Origin of the sequence: Amycolatopsis silviterrae (assembly GCF_042684085.1) — a bacterium.
GTDB lineage: Bacteria > Actinomycetota > Actinomycetes > Mycobacteriales > Pseudonocardiaceae > Amycolatopsis > Amycolatopsis silviterrae.
This window is the reverse complement of the sequence record NZ_JBHUKS010000020.1, coordinates 61,939-76,646: the sequence shown is the minus strand read 5'-3', so window position 1 is coordinate 76,646 and position 14,708 is coordinate 61,939. Positions and strand designations below refer to the sequence as shown.

Below are 14,708 nucleotides of genomic sequence, written 5' to 3'. Positions count from 1 at the left end.
GTGGCAATCCCGGTTCTAACCGGGATTGCCACTCACGAGCCCCGAGTACGGCATTCAGTCCCGAGTGGCGTCTTGGTTAAACAGCGGCCTCGTCGCGAGTGGCGAGCGCGGGCCGGGCCAGGCCGGGCCCGCGCCGCCATCCATCGCGCCGCCATCGCATCGCACGGCGCGGCCGAGCGCATGGGGGCCTCGTGAGTGTTTATCCCGGTTAGAACCGGCATAGCCACTCACGAGCCCCAGACGAACGGACGCGCAGAAACGGCCCGCACCCGACCGTCATTCCTCAGCTTCAGCCCACGCCTTCAACATCACGCGGGCAATAGACGAATTCCCCGGCAGCACAAGATTTGCCGCACCACCGGCGATCGGCGTCGGCACCCCACTCCCGGCGTTGCGGAACGCGGCTCGAACGTCCTCTCGGGACACCCACAGCGCTTCCTCGATCTCGCCCTCGGCCGGGACCAGCGGTGCGTTGCGGTCAGCCCGCGCGGTGAAGCCCAGCATGATCGACCGCGGGAACGGCCACGGCTGGCTGCCGAGGTACCGCACGTCCCCGACCTCGATTCCTGCCTCCTCGCGGATTTCGCGGACGACGCAGCCCTCCAGGGACTCCCCCGCTTCCACGAATCCGGCGAGCACGGAATACCGGTCCGGCGGCCAGATCGGCTGCCGGGCGAGGAGTACGTGCGAACCGTTGACCCCGTCGAGGTCGTGCACCAGGCAGATCACCGCCGGGTCGGTGCGCGGGTATTCCTCGTGTCCCTTGGCTTCGCAGCGGCTGGCCCAGCCGAACTGGATCAGCTGCGTCGGCGAGCCGTCACGGGTGCAGAACCGCGATTGCCGCCGCCAGTTCCGCAGTGCCTGCGCGGTGGTGAACAGCCCGGCCGACGTGTCGTCCAGCCGTTCGCCGTAGCCGCGCAGTTCGACCCACAGCTCGCCGTCGGCGCGCGGCACCTCTTCGATGACGCCCCAGCTGCCCGCCAGCCGCACGGTGTCCGCTTCGCCCGCGATGCCGCCGGGCAGCGACCAGTAGTCGACGTCTTCCCACTCGCCGAGGAACACCGCGTCGGCGGGCGGTTCGGTGCCGAAGTCCATCGCCTTGCGGGTGGCCAGCGCGGAGCTGCCCTCGACGACCGGTGTGCGGCCGGTGTCGTCGAGCAGCACCACGCGGGCTTCCGACCATTTCGCGGCGAGCCGCTCCGGGTTGGTGCGCAAGGTTTCCTGACGGTCCACTGTGGAACGCGACAGCGTCGGCAGTGCCCCCAGTTCGAACGGAACGCTCATCAGTCCTTCTCGCTTGGGGAAACCTCGCTGGTGGAAACGCCGAGCGCGGCCAGTTTCGGCGCGAGCAGTTCCGCGTCGCCGACCACGACGCCGGTGAACCGGCCCGGTGCGAAGAATTCCGCCGCCGCCTCGGCGACCTGGTCCGCGGTGACGGCCGCGAGCCGCTCCGGGTGGCTCTGCAGCCATTCGATGCCGAGGCCGTTCGAGGCCAGCGCCATCAGCTGCCCGGCGAGCCCGCCCTGCGACGACGTGCCGGTGACGAGCGAGCCCATCGCGTACTGCCGCACCGATTCGACCTCTTCGTCGGTCGGCGGCACGGTGCCGAGGCGGAACAGCTCGTACCGGGTTTCCAGGTAGGCCGCGGCGGTGACCTCGTTGGCCGTGTCCGCGTCCACATTGACCACCGCGCTGTCGCCGGTGAACTCGAAGCCCGAGTGCGCGCCGTAGGTGTATCCCTTGTCCTCGCGGATGTTTTCCACCAGCCGCGAGGAGAAGTACCCGCCGAACGCCAGGTTCGCCAGTTGCAGCGCCGGGTAGCGCGGGTCGGTGCGCGGCACCGTCTGCGCGGACAGCCGGAGCTGCGACTGCACCGCGCCGGCGCGCGGCACGAGCAGGACGTTGCCGCCGGTCAGCTCGGGCAGCGGGGGCAGCAGCACGGCCGAACGGTCGGACTTCCAGCCGCCGAGCGCGCGCTCCAGCTCGGCCGGAACCGCGTGCGGGTTGAGGTCGCCGACGAGCACCAGCACAGCGCCGCGCGGCAGCACCGAAGCCGTGTGCAGCGCGCGCACCTGCTCGGCGGTCACCTCGGCGACGTCCTCCGCCTGCGGGACCTCGCGGGTCGCCGGGTGGTCGCCGTACCGGTGCTTCTGCAGTGCTTCCCGCGCGATGGTGCGCGGCTGCGTGCGCGACACCGCGATGCGCTCGATCAGCCGCTCTCGCTCGCGCGCGACCTCCGCGTCGTTGTACGTGGCGCCGGTGAGCACGTCGCCGAGCACGTCCAGCAGCGTCGGCAGGCCGTCGGACAGCGAGGTGCCGCCGAAGTACAGCCGCTCTGGGTCCACGCCCGCGCTGAGGTCGCCGCCGATCAGCGCGACCTCGGCGTCGATTTCCACCCGGTCGCGCCGTGCGGTGCCGGTGAGCACGGTTTCCGCGAGCACCTCCGCGGTGGCCGCGTGCATCCGGTCCTCGCCCGCGAACGGGATCCACAGCCGCAGTTCGACCATCGGAACGCTCGCCTTGCGCACCGCGAGCACGCGCAGCCCGTTGGAGAGCGTGGTGTCCACATGGGACAGATCGGCGGCGGCGCGCTGGTGCCCCAGCGCGGGCAGTGGACGCGGTCCGGCGGCGGTGCGGCCGATCTCCTCGGCGCTGCGGTGTGCGGCTTTGACCTGTTCAGCCGAGGTCACTGTTCCGTCCCTTCGGTGCTTGCGGGCTTCACGACGAGCACGGCGCGCGCGTCCGGGCGCAGCGCCTTCGCCGCCGCCGACACGGCTTCGCCGGAGACCGCGGACAGGCGGTCGGCGAGCTGGTAGACCAGCGACGCGTCGCCGTAAAGGAGTTCGAACGCGCCGAGCGCGAGCGTGCGCGACACGAGCCGGTCGTGCTCCGCGTGCAGGCTCGCCGCCCAGCGCGCGGTGACCTTCTTCAGTTCGTGCGCGTCCGGCGGGGTGGACGCGAGCTTCTCCAGCTCCTCGTCCAGCGCGGCCAGCACGCGCTCGCGCGGCACGTCCGGCGGGTGGATCGCGGTGATGGTGAAGGTGTCCGGATCGCGCGCCTCGAACGGGCCGAAGAGCCCGGCTCCCGCGCCGATGTCGACCACCAGCGGTTCGACGTGCACGAGCCGCTGCTGCAGCCGCGAACCGTCACCGTCGGTGAGCACGCCGGCCAGCACGAGGTAGGCGAGGTAGCCGTCGAGGTCGTTGATCGGGTCCGGCATCCGGTAGCCGACGGCCAGCGCGGGCAGCGGCGCGTGCGGGTCGGCGTGCTCGCCGAGCAGCTGCGTGGTGGGCAGCGGTTCGGCGAACGACGGCCGGACCGGGGCCGGGCGATGCGGGACGTCGCCGAAGTGCTTCTGGACGAGCGCCTTCGCGTTCTCCACCTCGAAGTCGCCCGCCACGGTCAGCACCGCGTTGGCCGGCGAGTAGAAGGTGTCGAAGAAGGCGGCGCAGTCGTCCAGCGTCGCGCCCTCCAGGTCCTCGAACGCTCCGTAGCCGTCGTGCGCGTTGGCGAAGGTGGAGTACAGCACCGGCGGCAGCAGGATCCACGGGAATCCGCCGTACGGCCGGTTGCGCACGTTCAGCCGGATTTCCTCCTTGACGACCTCGATCTGGTTCGCCAGGTTCTCCGCGGTCAGCTTCGGCGCGCGCATCCGGTCGGCTTCGAGGAACAGCGCGCGTTCCAGTGCCGCGGCGGGCAGCACCTCGTAGTAGTCGGTGTAGTCCGGGTGAGTGGAACCGTTGAAGGTGCCGCCGCTGGACTGCACGTGCCGGAAGTGCGCCAGTTTCTCCAGGCTTTCGCTGCCCTGGAACATCAGGTGCTCGAAGAGGTGCGCGAAACCCGTCAGCCCCTCCGGCTCGGAACGGAAGCCCACGTCGTAGTGCACGCTGACCCCGACCACCGGCGCGGTCGGATCAGGAGCGAGCACCACGCGCAGACCGTTGTCGATCGTGAAACGGAAAAGCTCGGGATCGGCCATGCCTCCACCCTACGCAGGCGCGGGCGTCTTGGACTCGTCCGGTCGGAGGTGCCGCGCGCCCTCGAAAGCAACGGTCAGTGCAGCCACGAATCCGCTGGTCCGGGCCAACGGAACACTCTCTCCACCGGGCGTGCCATACCAGTACGCCGACAGCGAACAAGCGTTAACAAGCCAAGCGTCTGCTTCCCCCAGCGCGTACGCGTACGGGAGCGCGCGAGAGGCGAGCAGTTCGTCGTCTGGCGCGTCCATACGCAGCTGGGCGTCGAGGCCTCGAAGGCGGTCGCGGAGGTCGAGGCCGGCCTTCGTCCGCTTCGGCAGGAGCCGGGCAGCTACCGTCACAGCGAGGCCGGTGGCGAGAAGCACCAACCCGAGTTGGGCGTAACCGACCGTGAAGGCGAGCAGGACAGTGAGGAAGACGCCGTACGCGCACAGCCGGGGGCCGACCTTCGACAGTCGCTTCGGGGAGAGCCAGCCGCGACGGACAGCGTCGGCGACTAGCTCGGGTACGCCTGCTTCGCGGACTTCGGCGAGCGTCGCGGCTTCGCCGGGCACAGCGGCGGCGTACACCGCGCGCTCGAAGGCTGTCAGGTGCTCGTCGGGTGGGTTGCGGCGGACGAGCACCCAGTTGCCCGGGCCGTCCTCGCTGACCCATAGGTAGTTACGGACGCATAGGTCGAGCACGGTCGCCGCTAGGTCGACGGAGCTGACGCGTCCGGTGAGAAGCAGTCCTACGTGTCCAGGGAGCACGCCGTCCGGCGAAGCGAAGCGGCCGTTGTCGAGAAGCTGTACGGGCGTGGCTCGGCCGGGCTGTCGGTCTCGGCGGCGTCGTACGAACACGGTGACGGTGCCGGCGATCGACAGTAAGGCGAAGGCCAGCCACGCCCACCACACCGGCGCGGTGGCGGCGAAGGGGCCAGAGGGGACGCGACGCTCTGTCGCGGCGACGGTGCCGCCAGGGAGTTCAGCGGTCAGCTGCACGCGCGAGCCGGGCTGGAGCTTCGGCACCGAGACACGGGTCAGGCCGGAGTGGTCGATCTGCGCGGCACCGCAGCGGGTCGTCGAGCCGGGCGGACCGGCGAGGCAGCTGAGCGCGTCGGGGACGGCGGGCGCGGCGAAGGTCGCGCGGACCAGTTCCAGGCGGGTGTCCCAGCCGCCGGCAACGTCCCAGGTCACGTGCTCGACGCCGAGGCTCGTGCCGACCGCACCGTCCACTGTGTACCGGAGCACGGACGTGCCGCCGCGCAGGTAGAAGGTGACTTGGTCGTTGCTGGCTTCGGCGTTGCCCGCGCCTTCGATGCTGATGTCGCGGATGCCGAGCACGCGTTCGTTGGCGTGCAATGGAATCGTGCGGGTCATCGAGTTGTCGCGCGGCACCGAAACGGCCTCGGTGACCGACAGGCTGCCGTCGTGCTGGACCTTCAACGCGACCTCGACGCTCTGCGGCAGGCCCGGCAGCGACGGCTGGTCTTGCGTAACGGAGAGGAACGGGAGCAACAGCAGGGCCGCGAGTTTCATTGCGCGGACACCGCCGAGCGTCGTTCGGCCATCGCTTGGACCGCGTCGATTTCGTTCGCCAGCGGGGATTCGTCGCGGGTTGCCGGAGTGCCCAGCGCTCGGCCGGAGCGCGTTTGGCACGGAACCATCGGGGCGGCGGCGAAGGTGGCGAGCCCGGCGATCAGGACCGCGACCCCGATCAGGGCCTCGCCGACCGTCGCGGCCAGGACGACGGTAGTCACGATGCCTGTTGCGGCCAGGACCAATCCGGCGCGGCGGACCTGGGGTTGCCGATTGGACAGCCAGCGCTGACGGTGTGCTTCGGCGTCGAGAAGACCGCGCAGTTCGGCGTGATCCGGCCGCGCGGCAGCGAGCGGACCCGGCGGGAACGCGGCTTTGACGGCTTCCTCGAAGGGGGTGAGCTGGTCGCCTTCGCCGTGGGTGACTTGGCCGTCGGCGATCTGCAGATGGCCACGCGCGACGAGGTCGAGGACGGTGCCAGTGAGGTCGAGTTCGCCACGTGCGACGTACGCAAGGTAGGCGGGCGGGACTCCGGGAGCGGGCGGACCGGAGCGGCGGCGCAGCAAGCTGGCCCCGATGAGGAGGTACAGCACCAAGAACAGACCACTGAGGACAGTCGGGAAGCCAGGCGCGAAGGCCGCCAACGGTCCATTCGGGACGAACCGCGCGTTCTCCGGCAAGGGTCCGGTTTGGACGGCCAGGTCGATCCGATCCCCTTGGCGCAGAACGTTCTGCTCGGCGTGCGCTCCCCCGCTCCGGAGTTCAGAAAAAGTGCACTGCCGAGACGAACCCGGCTGACCGGCATAGCAGTCCGCTGTGGACACTCCCAGTGCGGTGAAGTCGGCGGTGACACGGTCGAGCGCACGATCCCAGCCGCCGGTGAGCTGAAACCGCACCTGCCCGCCAGCCGCGACCGCACCGTCCACTGTGTACTTCACGGTCGCTGGCCCGGTGACGGTGACCGTGGTTCCGTCGGCAGTGGCGGCACCGGAAACCCGCAGATCGGTGATCGAATAAAGCCGGTCCTCGCCGTCGCTGACCGGCACCCGCTCGGCGATGCGGTGGACGGCCGGAGCGTCGGCGACGACGCGCTCAATGACCGTGAGCTGACCGTCCGGTGCGGCGGTGACGGTGACGTCGTCGGCGAGCATGTCCTCAGCTCGGCGGGGTGAAGGGGTTGTCGGACTGCGGCGGTGCCGGAGGCTGCACCGGCGGCGGCGCAGAAGCAGGCGGCGGGTAAGCGGGCGGGCCGTAGTGCATCGGCGCGATCCGGGCGTGGTCGCGGTTACGGCGTTCGGCCAGCACCGCGGTGAGGAAGACCCACGGCGGCATCCCGTACGGCAACGGCACCCCGATCGCCGCGGACACCTCCTGCGCGAGGCCGAAGCCGAGCGACGCGGCCGCTTCCGGGCGCAGGTCGTGGTAGCGGCCGAGGTACTGGCGAGCGGCCATGGCGAGATCGTCGGTGAGGCCGCTGAGGTCGAAGTGCGCGGCCCACGCTTCCAGGCCGGGCGGCACCACGAGAATTGCCTGTGCGGATTGCGGCACGCGTTCGCGGATCACCAGCGTGCCCGCGAGATAGTCGCCGACGCGGCGGCCGTTCGACGAGGTCAGCGACACGATGACGGCCACCGCGCCGAGGAAGCCGAGTGCCCAGAAGTCGACGAAGAAACCGGCCAGCGCGCGGGTCAGCGCGTGCCGGAAGCTGATCGGGCCGCCGTCGAGACGTACGACGCGCAGGCCGAGCGCGAGTTTGCCGAGCGAGCGGCCGCGGCTGAGCGTCTCGAACAGCACCGGGTAGCCGATCACGACCAGCACGAACGAGGTCAGCATCAGCGCGATGGTGAGCGCCGAGTCGAACGACCCCGCGGTCAGCAGCAGCGTGATGAGGATCAGCAGCAGCAACGCGGCCTGGACCAGGACGTCGAGCAGCATCGCGACCGCGCGGCTGGCGAGCTTCGCCACCCGCAGGTCGAGGACGACGGCCTCACCGGTGACGAGATCGGACTCTTCCTGCACGAGGCAAGCGTAGAGCTCGGCCGGTGCCTCTATCCTGGCGGTCGAGGAGGTGGCCGGTGGACGTCGACGTGTTCGTCGCGGCGCACAGCGCCGAATGGAGCAGGCTCGGCGATCTCGCCGGACGCCGGCGGCTGACCGGCCAGGAAGCGGACGAGCTGGTCACGCTCTATCAACGCGCCGCGACGCATCTGTCGATGATCCGCTCGACCGCGCCCGACCCGGCCCTGCTGGCCAGGCTGTCGGCGCTGGTCGCGCGCGGCCGTTCGGCGGTGGCGGGCTCGCACAGCCCGGCGTGGCGCGAGGTCGGGCTGTTCTTCACCCGGCGCTTCCCGGCCGCGGTGTACCTGAGCAGGCGCTGGTGGATCCCGGCGGCGCTGGTGTCGGTCGCGGTGATGGCGGTGCTCGGCGTGTGGATCGCCGGCGACCCGCAGGTGCGCGCGGCGCTGGTGTCGCCGGACGAGGTGAAGGCGATGACCGCGCCGGGCGGTCAATACGAGACGTACTACTCGGACGGCCCAGCGGCGTCGTTCGCGGCGAAGGTGTGGACGAACAACGCGTGGGTGGCGGCGACGTGCCTGTTCCTCGGCGTCGCGCTCGGCTTGCCGGTGATCTCCGCGCTGTGGCTGAACGCGCTGAACGCCGGGATCGCGATCGGGCTGATGTCCTCGGCCGGACGCGGGGACGTGCTGCTGGGACTGCTGCTGCCGCACGGGTTGCTGGAACTGACGGCGGTGTTCATCGCGGCGGGCACCGGGCTGAAACTCGGCTGGACCGTGGTGGACCCGGGACGGCGTTCGCGGAGCGCGGCACTGGCCGAACAGGGCCGGTCGGTGGTGGTGATGGCGCTGGGGCTGGCGTGCGTGCTGCTGGTGTCGGGCGTGATCGAGGCGTTCGTGACGCCGTCCGGCTGGCCGACGTGGATGCGGATCGGGATCGGCGTGGTGGTGGAGCTGCTGTTCCTGACGTACGTGTTCACGCTGGGGCGGCGGGCTGCTCTCGATGGGGAGACCGGGGACGTAGACCGGCGGGCGGCTGGGGACGCGTTGCCCGAAGCGGGCTGACCCCCTGGCCCGGCTGAGTCGTCCAATGCAGGGGCTTATGCCGGGCGGCGTCAGCCTGCCGATCGTCCACAAAGGACACCGACGCCACCGAAATGCCCGCTTCATGCCCGCCAGCCCGTTTCCGCCGGTCTGTGAGGGGAACCCTGAGGGAATCTGATTCCCTCAGGGAGGCCCTCACAGACACCACGCCCTGCTCCCGCACGCCTCGACCGCGCCCCGCAACGCCGCCCGCAACGCAGACGTCTGTGAGGGGAACCCGCACAGACTCAAATTCCCTCAAGGGGTCCTTCACGGACCTACAACCGGCCTGCAGCTTTCAGGGCTAGGTACCGGTCCGCCAACGCAGGCGGCAACTCCTCCGGAACCGCGTCCACCACCCCGACCCCGCGCCGGGTCAACCGCGCCACCGACGACTCCCGGTCCGCCAGCGCGCGCTCCGCCGCCGCAGCGTCATAAACCGCCTCCGCCGACCCGCGCGCCGCGGCCATCTCCGCCACTCGCGGGTCCGCTACCGAAGCCACCAGCACCTCGTGCCGGGCGGTCAACGACCCCAGCACCGGAAAAAGCCCCTCCTCCAACGGCGCGGGCTCCAAACCGGTCAGCAGCACCACCAAGGCCCGACGGCGCGTCCGCTGCAGCACCTCCGCCACCATTCCCCGCGCGTCCGTCTCCACCAGCGACGGTTCGATCGGGGCCAAGGCATTCACCAACGACGGCGTCGACGCGTTCGGCACCGAGGCGCGCACCCGACGGTCATAGGCGAGCAGATCAACCCGGTCCCCGGCCCGAGAAGCCAGCGCGGCCAGCAGGAGAGCCGCGTCCATCGCCGCGTCCAGTCGAGGCGCGTCGCCGACCCGGCCAGCCGAAACGCGGCCGGTGTCGAGCACCAGGACCACCTGACGGTCGCGTTCCGGCCGCCAGGTCCGGACCATCACATCAGCGGCCCGAGCCGTCGCGCGCCAGTCGATCGACCGGACGTCGTCCCCGATGACGTACTCGCGAAGAGAGTCGAATTCCGTTCCCTGGCCCCGGATCAGCACGGCGTTGCGCCCGTCCAGCTGCTGCAAGCGGGCCAGCCGCGAAGGCAGGTGCTTCCGGCTGTGAAACGGCGGCAGCACCCGAACCGTCCACGGCACCTCGTGCGAACCCTGCCTCGCCGCCAGCCCCAGCGGGCCGATCACGCGCACGGTCACCCGGGCCGCGATCCGGTCGCCACGACGGGTCGGGAGCAGCGCGGTCGTCAACGCACGCCGTTCGCCGGACGGGACCACCAGCGGGTGCCGGTCGTCGGCTCCGGCGCTCGGCGGCCAAGCGTCGCGCAGGAAGCCGCGGACGGTGCGGTTGCCGGGATTCGTCACGGTCAACGTGACTTCGGCTGGCTCGCCGAGCCGGATGGAAGTGGTGCCACTGCGCGAAAACCGCAGCACACGAACGCTTCCGGCCAAGACGAGGTCCACGACGAACAGCACCAGCAGCACCGCGGCGACGACCACTACACCCGTAGTGGAAGGGAACAGCAGCCCGACCACCAGCGCCCCGAGAAGCGCCAGCAGCCCGAGCCGCCCGGTGACGGCCATTTAGCGCGGCACCGGCACGGATGCCAGCACCCGGTCGAGGACGCCGTCCGCGGTCACGCCTTCGAGTTCGGCTTCCGGACGCACGTCAAGGCGGTGCCGGAGCGCGGGGCGGGCGAGGGCCTTGACGTCGTCCGGCGTCGCGTAGTCCCGGCCGGACAGCCAAGCCCACGCGCGCGTGACAGCGAGCAAAGCCGTTGCGCCACGCGGGGAAACGCCGATGCGCACCGCCGGGAGTTCACGGGTCGCGCGGCAGAGGTCGACGACGTAGCCGATCACTTCCGGCCCGACGGTCACCTTCGCGACCGCCTCCCGCGCGGCCGCGAGTTCCGCCGCGCCAGCGACCGGACGGACGCCCGCCGCGGCGAGGTCTCGCGGGTCGAAACCCTGTGCGTGCCGCCAAAGAATGCCGATCTCGTCCTCTCGCGACGGAGCCGGCATCGTCAGCTTCAGCAGGAACCGGTCCAGCTGCGCCTCAGGCAGCGGATAGGTGCCCTCGTACTCGACCGGGTTCTGCGTCGCGATCACCACGAACGGATCCGGCAGCGGACGCGAGGTGCCGTCGATCGACACCTGCCGCTCCTCCATCGCCTCCAGCAGCGACGACTGCGTCTTCGGCGGCGTCCGGTTGATTTCGTCGGCCAGCAGCAGATTCGTGAACACCGGGCCCTCGCGGAAGGAGAACTCGCCGCTGTGCGCGTCGTACACAATGGACCCGGTGACGTCGCCCGGCATCAGGTCCGGGGTGAACTGCACGCGCGTCGTCTTCAGGTCGAGCGACGCCGCCAAAGCCCGCACCAGCAACGTCTTCGCGACGCCGGGCACGCCTTCCAGCAGCACGTGCCCCCGGCAGAGCAGCGCGAGGATGAGCCCGGTGACGGCCGCGTCGTTGCCGACCACGGCCTTCCCGACCTCAGTGCGCAACGCGATCAGGGCCGCCCGCGCGTCCTGCATCTGTTCGGTACTCAAGAACGCTCCACCTCTCGTTCCACCGCGTCCAGTTCGTCCGCCAGCCGCACCAGCGCCGCCTCGTCGGACGGCGGCGGGCCGTACAGCACCGCCCCGACCTCGTTCGGCGCCCGGCCGGCCCGCGCGCTCACCGTCTCCACCACCGCGGGCGGGCCGGCGTCGCGCGGCAATCCCAGTCTCTTCCGCAGCCTCGTCCGCGCCGCCTCGCGCAAGGTTTCCGCCGCGTGCCCGCTCGCCCCGCCTCGCCGGTACAGCCGGGCGCGGCCCTCCGCCGTTTCCGCCGACCGCACGACCACCGGCAGCGGTTCGCGCACGACCGGCCCGAGCCGCCGCGCACGCCACAGCGCGAACAGCACGGCCGCGATCCCCGCGGTCAGCGCGCCATAGCGCCAGCCGGGCGGGATCAGCTCGAAGAACGGTTTCTTCTCGCCTGCCAGCGCGGGGTCCTCTGTGGACGGTACATACCAGACCAGCTGCCGGTGATCGCCCAGCAGCCGCATGCCGAACGCCGCGTTGCCCTCCTTGGCGATCTGGTCGTTGGTGAACGCGTCCCCGGTGCCGAGCACGGTCACCGTGCCGGTCCGGTCGGCCAGCTGCAGGAAAGTCGGTTCGCCGTTCTGGCGGTAACAAGCGCGCGCGGTCCGGTCCTCGGTGCGGTAATGACGGCCGCCGAGCGTGGCCGGACCCGCGCTGACCGCCGCGCCGACCGTACAACCTGGTTGCAGCGTACGGACATCTCCAGACTCACCGGGCGAAACTGTCGGCGCGGCCATGTCCAATGCGGACGATCCGGGCGCGACGAGCACGAGGTGCGCGACCCGGCGGCGCAGGTCGGCCAGTCCGTTCGACGGCACCAATTGCGGATCAGTGATCAGCAGAGTCCCGCTGTCGGCGGCCTCGCGCGCTTCGGCGAGCGTGTGCACCGCGCGGACCTGGACGCCTTGCTGCTCCAGCAAATGCGCGAGCGCGTGGCTGCCGCGCGGTTCGTAAGAACCGGGCTCGAGTTCGCCGCTGGTCTGGTCGCCGCGACTGAGCACAATGGCCAGTGCGACGATCACGATCAGCAGGAGAATCGCCAGCGGAATCCGGGCACCGCGCCAGATTCGGCGCAGATCCGGGGAGACTGCGGTGCTCATGCGTCCGCCAGAACCGGCCGGGCACGCCGGACGCGGTCGTCCAAATCGGACAGTGCGCGGTAACCGGCCTCGGTGCCCGGGCGTCCGCCGTAGTGCACGTCGTCGAACAGCCGCGCGGCCGCGGTGAGGTCACCGGCCAGCTCCGGCAGGAACTTCCCGGCGTCGGCGACGGCTTCGTCCGCGGTCCGGCCGGAACGGACGTCGAGCAGCGCGCGCTCTTCCATCCCCCGCACGAGCGCGCGGAACCGATCCCGCACCGCGTCGGCGAAATCGCCCCGGGCAGCGGCTTCCCCGGCGGCTTTCCGGTACTCGTCCGCGGTTTTCCGCCGTCCGCCGAACACCTGGCCGGACGATTTCGCGGCCCGCCCGACCTTGCCCACCCGCAGCCGCACGACCACGATCAGCACGATCACCAAGCCCAGCACCAGCACCAGGCCGAGCGGCCCGCCGGGCACCCCGGACAACGCGTTGAACAGCTCGGAGATCCGCTCTCCGAGCCATTGCCAGACCTGTTCGAGAAAACCCGGCCGCGCGGCCGCGTACCCCGGGTCGGTCAGCTCCTGGATCGCCCGCAGCCGGGCCGGGTCCCGGTCGATGTCGACCGGGACGTCGGCGAGAAAACCGATCACCACGCCTGCCGCGGCGGGCGCGGCGGCTCCGGCGGATTCAGCCCCGCCGCCCTGGCCAGTTCGATGTCCATGCCCTCGCGGCGCATCCGCTGGTCGATGTAGAGCGCGACGGTGACCAGCGCGGTGAACGGCATGACGATCGTCGACGCGATCACCGTGCCCACCGACTGCAGCACCAGACCGCCGGTCGTCACCTTCGGGATCGCCGCCTGCGGGTCGAAGAGGCCGCTGAACGCGCCCGAGCCGACGCTGAACGGAATGCCGATGACCGCCGAGATCACCCAGCCGATCACCGCCGCCAGCAGCAGCACCCCGAGCACCCGCCAGAACATGCCGGACACCAGCTGGCGCGACCGCGTGAACGCCTGCCCGACGGTGCCGCGTTCCAGCACCAGCGCGGGACCGGCGAGCGACCAGAACACATACGGAATCACGGCCGGAAGCAGGCAGAAGGCGGCGGCGACAATCGTGGCCAGCGCGTAAAGCACGGTGACCGCCAGCAGCGGCAACAGGCGCGGCGCGGCTTCGCGCATGGCCGACCCGAAGTCGACCGGACGGCCGAGCACCGCCTTGCCCATCACCACGGTGAGGAATCCGGTGAGGAAGGTCTGCGCCAGCATGGTGATCACGAGCGACGGCAGCAGCGCGGTGAGCGTGGAGCCCAGCATGCTGTAGAGCGCGTCGAGCTGCTGTTGCTGAGTCGCCGCCGGACCGAGCCGGGTGACCCGCTCGAAATCGGGCACCAGCCACAGCGACGCGACGAGGTTCAGCCCCGCCGAGACCACCGCGACGATCGCGGACACCCCGAGGATCAGCAGCGGATACCGGCGGATCGCGGTGATCGCGCCGTCGAGGATGTCGCTGACGTTCAACGGGCGCAACGCGAGCACGCCCGGTTTGCCCAGGCCGTTCGGGCTCCAGCCGCTGCCCGGGCGGCCCGAGACTCCGCCGGGGTACGGGGGAAGCGGTTGCTGGCCGGGGGATTGCCACTGGCCGCCCGCCGGGGGTGGCGGGGTCGCGCCGGGCGGGGTTTGGCCGGGCGGGGGCGTGCCGGGCTGGGGCGGGGTGGTTCCGGACGGGGTGTCGCCGGGTGCGGACCACGTCGTGCCCGGGGTTTCGCTGCTCGATGGCGTCGGGGCGGCCGGGTTTTCGCTGCCTGCCTGCGACGTCGGGCCAGCAGCGGTTTCGTTGCCTGCTGGCGACGTCGTGCCAGCAGCGGTTTCGTTGCCTGCTGGCGACGTCGGGCCAGCCGGAGTTTCGCTGCCCGCTGGCGACGTTGTGCCAGCCTGGGTTTCGCTGCCCGCTGACGGCGTCGGGCCAGCCGCGCTTCCGCCACCGGACTGCGACGTCACGCCACCCGTGCCGTCCCCAGCCGGGTTTTCGCTGGCAGGCGACGGATTCCCGCTCACCGGGCTCTCCCCGGCGGCCGGATCCGTCCCGGCCGAAGCGGCGTTTTCGCTGGCGGACGGCGAAATTCCGGCACTCGCGCCGGACGGCGAGGACGAGGTGTCCGTTTCGCCGGTCTCCGGCGGGTTCACGGCGGACGCGGCCGGGTCGGGGACGGCGGAGCCCCGGCTCGGCGTAGGCGTGTCGTCCCCCTGCCCGGGCGAACCGGGTTTGTCTGTCATCGGAGCCCCTCGTCTGCACGGCCCTGCGGTTGCTGCCGTCACTCTTCCAGAGCCGTCCGCACCCGGCCAGACCTGGGGGGACGTCCGGGCGGGCGGGCAGTCCGGCGAAGTGCTGCGGCGGACCGGGGGTCCCCCGATATGCTGAACGGCAAGCCGGGGGACGCCCGGCCCGCGCCGAGACCCACCGGGACTGCTCTG

The 14,708-nt window shown here is 71.1% G+C and carries 12 protein-coding genes; 1 reads left to right on the top strand and 11 read right to left on the bottom strand.

The annotated features are described in order from the left end of the window. Nucleotides 1–276: 276 nt before the first annotated feature. The 6 genes from nudC to ACFSVL_RS27950 are packed head-to-tail and all read right to left on the bottom strand — an operon-like array spanning nt 277 to nt 7,513. Complete coding sequence (nudC, locus tag ACFSVL_RS27975) at nt 277–1,284, bottom strand: NAD(+) diphosphatase (protein WP_378308531.1); 1,008 nt, start codon at nt 1,282–1,284, stop codon at nt 277–279. Beyond that, nucleotides 1,284–2,690, bottom strand: coding sequence for a M16 family metallopeptidase (locus ACFSVL_RS27970; protein ID WP_378308530.1), 1,407 nt, complete (start codon nt 2,688–2,690; stop codon nt 1,284–1,286). The genes nudC and ACFSVL_RS27970 overlap by 1 nt, the downstream gene beginning before the upstream one ends. After that, nucleotides 2,687–3,979 carry a M16 family metallopeptidase gene (locus ACFSVL_RS27965; protein WP_378308529.1) on the bottom strand — a complete coding sequence of 431 codons (1,293 nt, stop codon included), beginning with the start codon at nt 3,977–3,979 and terminating at the stop codon, nt 2,687–2,689. Before ACFSVL_RS27965 ends, ACFSVL_RS27970 begins: the two co-directional genes overlap by 4 nt. Before the next feature lie 9 nt (nt 3,980–3,988). After that, the gene (locus tag ACFSVL_RS27960; RefSeq protein WP_378308528.1) at nt 3,989–5,494 is read right to left on the bottom strand and encodes a DUF2207 family protein; all 1,506 of its coding nucleotides are present in this window, start codon (nt 5,492–5,494) and stop codon (nt 3,989–3,991) included. Beyond that, a complete protein-coding gene (locus tag ACFSVL_RS27955) occupies nt 5,491–6,645 on the bottom strand; it encodes a hypothetical protein (RefSeq protein ID WP_378308527.1) in 1,155 nt (384 codons plus the stop codon). Before ACFSVL_RS27955 ends, ACFSVL_RS27960 begins: the two co-directional genes overlap by 4 nt. Nucleotides 6,646–6,649: 4 nt before the next feature. Then, the gene (locus tag ACFSVL_RS27950; RefSeq protein ID WP_378308526.1) at nt 6,650–7,513 is read right to left on the bottom strand and encodes an RDD family protein; all 864 of its coding nucleotides are present in this window, start codon (nt 7,511–7,513) and stop codon (nt 6,650–6,652) included. A 56-nt stretch (nt 7,514–7,569) separates the two neighbouring features. Here ACFSVL_RS27950 and ACFSVL_RS27945 point away from each other — a divergent pair, with 56 nt between their 5' ends. Further along, entirely contained in the window at nt 7,570–8,574 is a 1,005-nt protein-coding gene (locus tag ACFSVL_RS27945; protein WP_378308525.1) for a stage II sporulation protein M, read from the top strand. Between the two features lie 296 nt (nt 8,575–8,870). On the opposite strand, the gene ACFSVL_RS27940 is transcribed toward ACFSVL_RS27945, so the two are convergent. From ACFSVL_RS27940 to ACFSVL_RS27920, 5 genes are read right to left on the bottom strand one after another with little or no spacing between them, the layout of a single operon-like run. Continuing rightward, complete coding sequence (locus tag ACFSVL_RS27940) at nt 8,871–10,151, bottom strand: DUF58 domain-containing protein (RefSeq protein WP_378308524.1); 1,281 nt, start codon at nt 10,149–10,151, stop codon at nt 8,871–8,873. After that, nucleotides 10,152–11,102 carry an AAA family ATPase gene (locus ACFSVL_RS27935; RefSeq protein WP_378308599.1) on the bottom strand — a complete coding sequence of 317 codons (951 nt, stop codon included), beginning with the start codon at nt 11,100–11,102 and terminating at the stop codon, nt 10,152–10,154. It lies immediately after the preceding gene. An 11-nt stretch (nt 11,103–11,113) separates the two neighbouring features. Continuing rightward, nucleotides 11,114–12,253 carry a DUF4350 domain-containing protein gene (locus ACFSVL_RS27930; RefSeq protein WP_378308523.1) on the bottom strand — a complete coding sequence of 380 codons (1,140 nt, stop codon included), beginning with the start codon at nt 12,251–12,253 and terminating at the stop codon, nt 11,114–11,116. Next, complete coding sequence (locus ACFSVL_RS27925; protein ID WP_378308522.1) at nt 12,250–12,885, bottom strand: DUF4129 domain-containing protein; 636 nt, start codon at nt 12,883–12,885, stop codon at nt 12,250–12,252. Before ACFSVL_RS27925 ends, ACFSVL_RS27930 begins: the two co-directional genes overlap by 4 nt. Next, complete coding sequence (locus ACFSVL_RS27920) at nt 12,879–14,510, bottom strand: hypothetical protein (RefSeq protein ID WP_378308521.1); 1,632 nt, start codon at nt 14,508–14,510, stop codon at nt 12,879–12,881. Before ACFSVL_RS27920 ends, ACFSVL_RS27925 begins: the two co-directional genes overlap by 7 nt. Nucleotides 14,511–14,708: the final 198 nt, after the last annotated feature.

Bases quoted from the DNA above. Each gene is read 5' to 3' on its own strand.
- nudC (WP_378308531.1), bottom strand. From the start codon at position 1,284: ATGAGCGTTCCGTTCGAACTGGGGGCACTGCCGACGCTGTCGCGTTCC.
- ACFSVL_RS27965 (WP_378308529.1), bottom strand. From the start codon at position 3,979: ATGGCCGATCCCGAGCTTTTCCGTTTCACGATCGACAACGGTCTGCGC.
- ACFSVL_RS27960 (WP_378308528.1), bottom strand. From the start codon at position 5,494: ATGAAACTCGCGGCCCTGCTGTTGCTCCCGTTCCTCTCCGTTACGCAA.
- ACFSVL_RS27955 (WP_378308527.1), bottom strand. From the start codon at position 6,645: ATGCTCGCCGACGACGTCACCGTCACCGCCGCACCGGACGGTCAGCTC.
- ACFSVL_RS27940 (WP_378308524.1), bottom strand. From the start codon at position 10,151: ATGGCCGTCACCGGGCGGCTCGGGCTGCTGGCGCTTCTCGGGGCGCTG.
- ACFSVL_RS27935 (WP_378308599.1), bottom strand. From the start codon at position 11,102: ATGCAGGACGCGCGGGCGGCCCTGATCGCGTTGCGCACTGAGGTCGGG.
- ACFSVL_RS27930 (WP_378308523.1), bottom strand. From the start codon at position 12,253: ATGAGCACCGCAGTCTCCCCGGATCTGCGCCGAATCTGGCGCGGTGCC.
- ACFSVL_RS27920 (WP_378308521.1), bottom strand. From the start codon at position 14,510: ATGACAGACAAACCCGGTTCGCCCGGGCAGGGGGACGACACGCCTACG.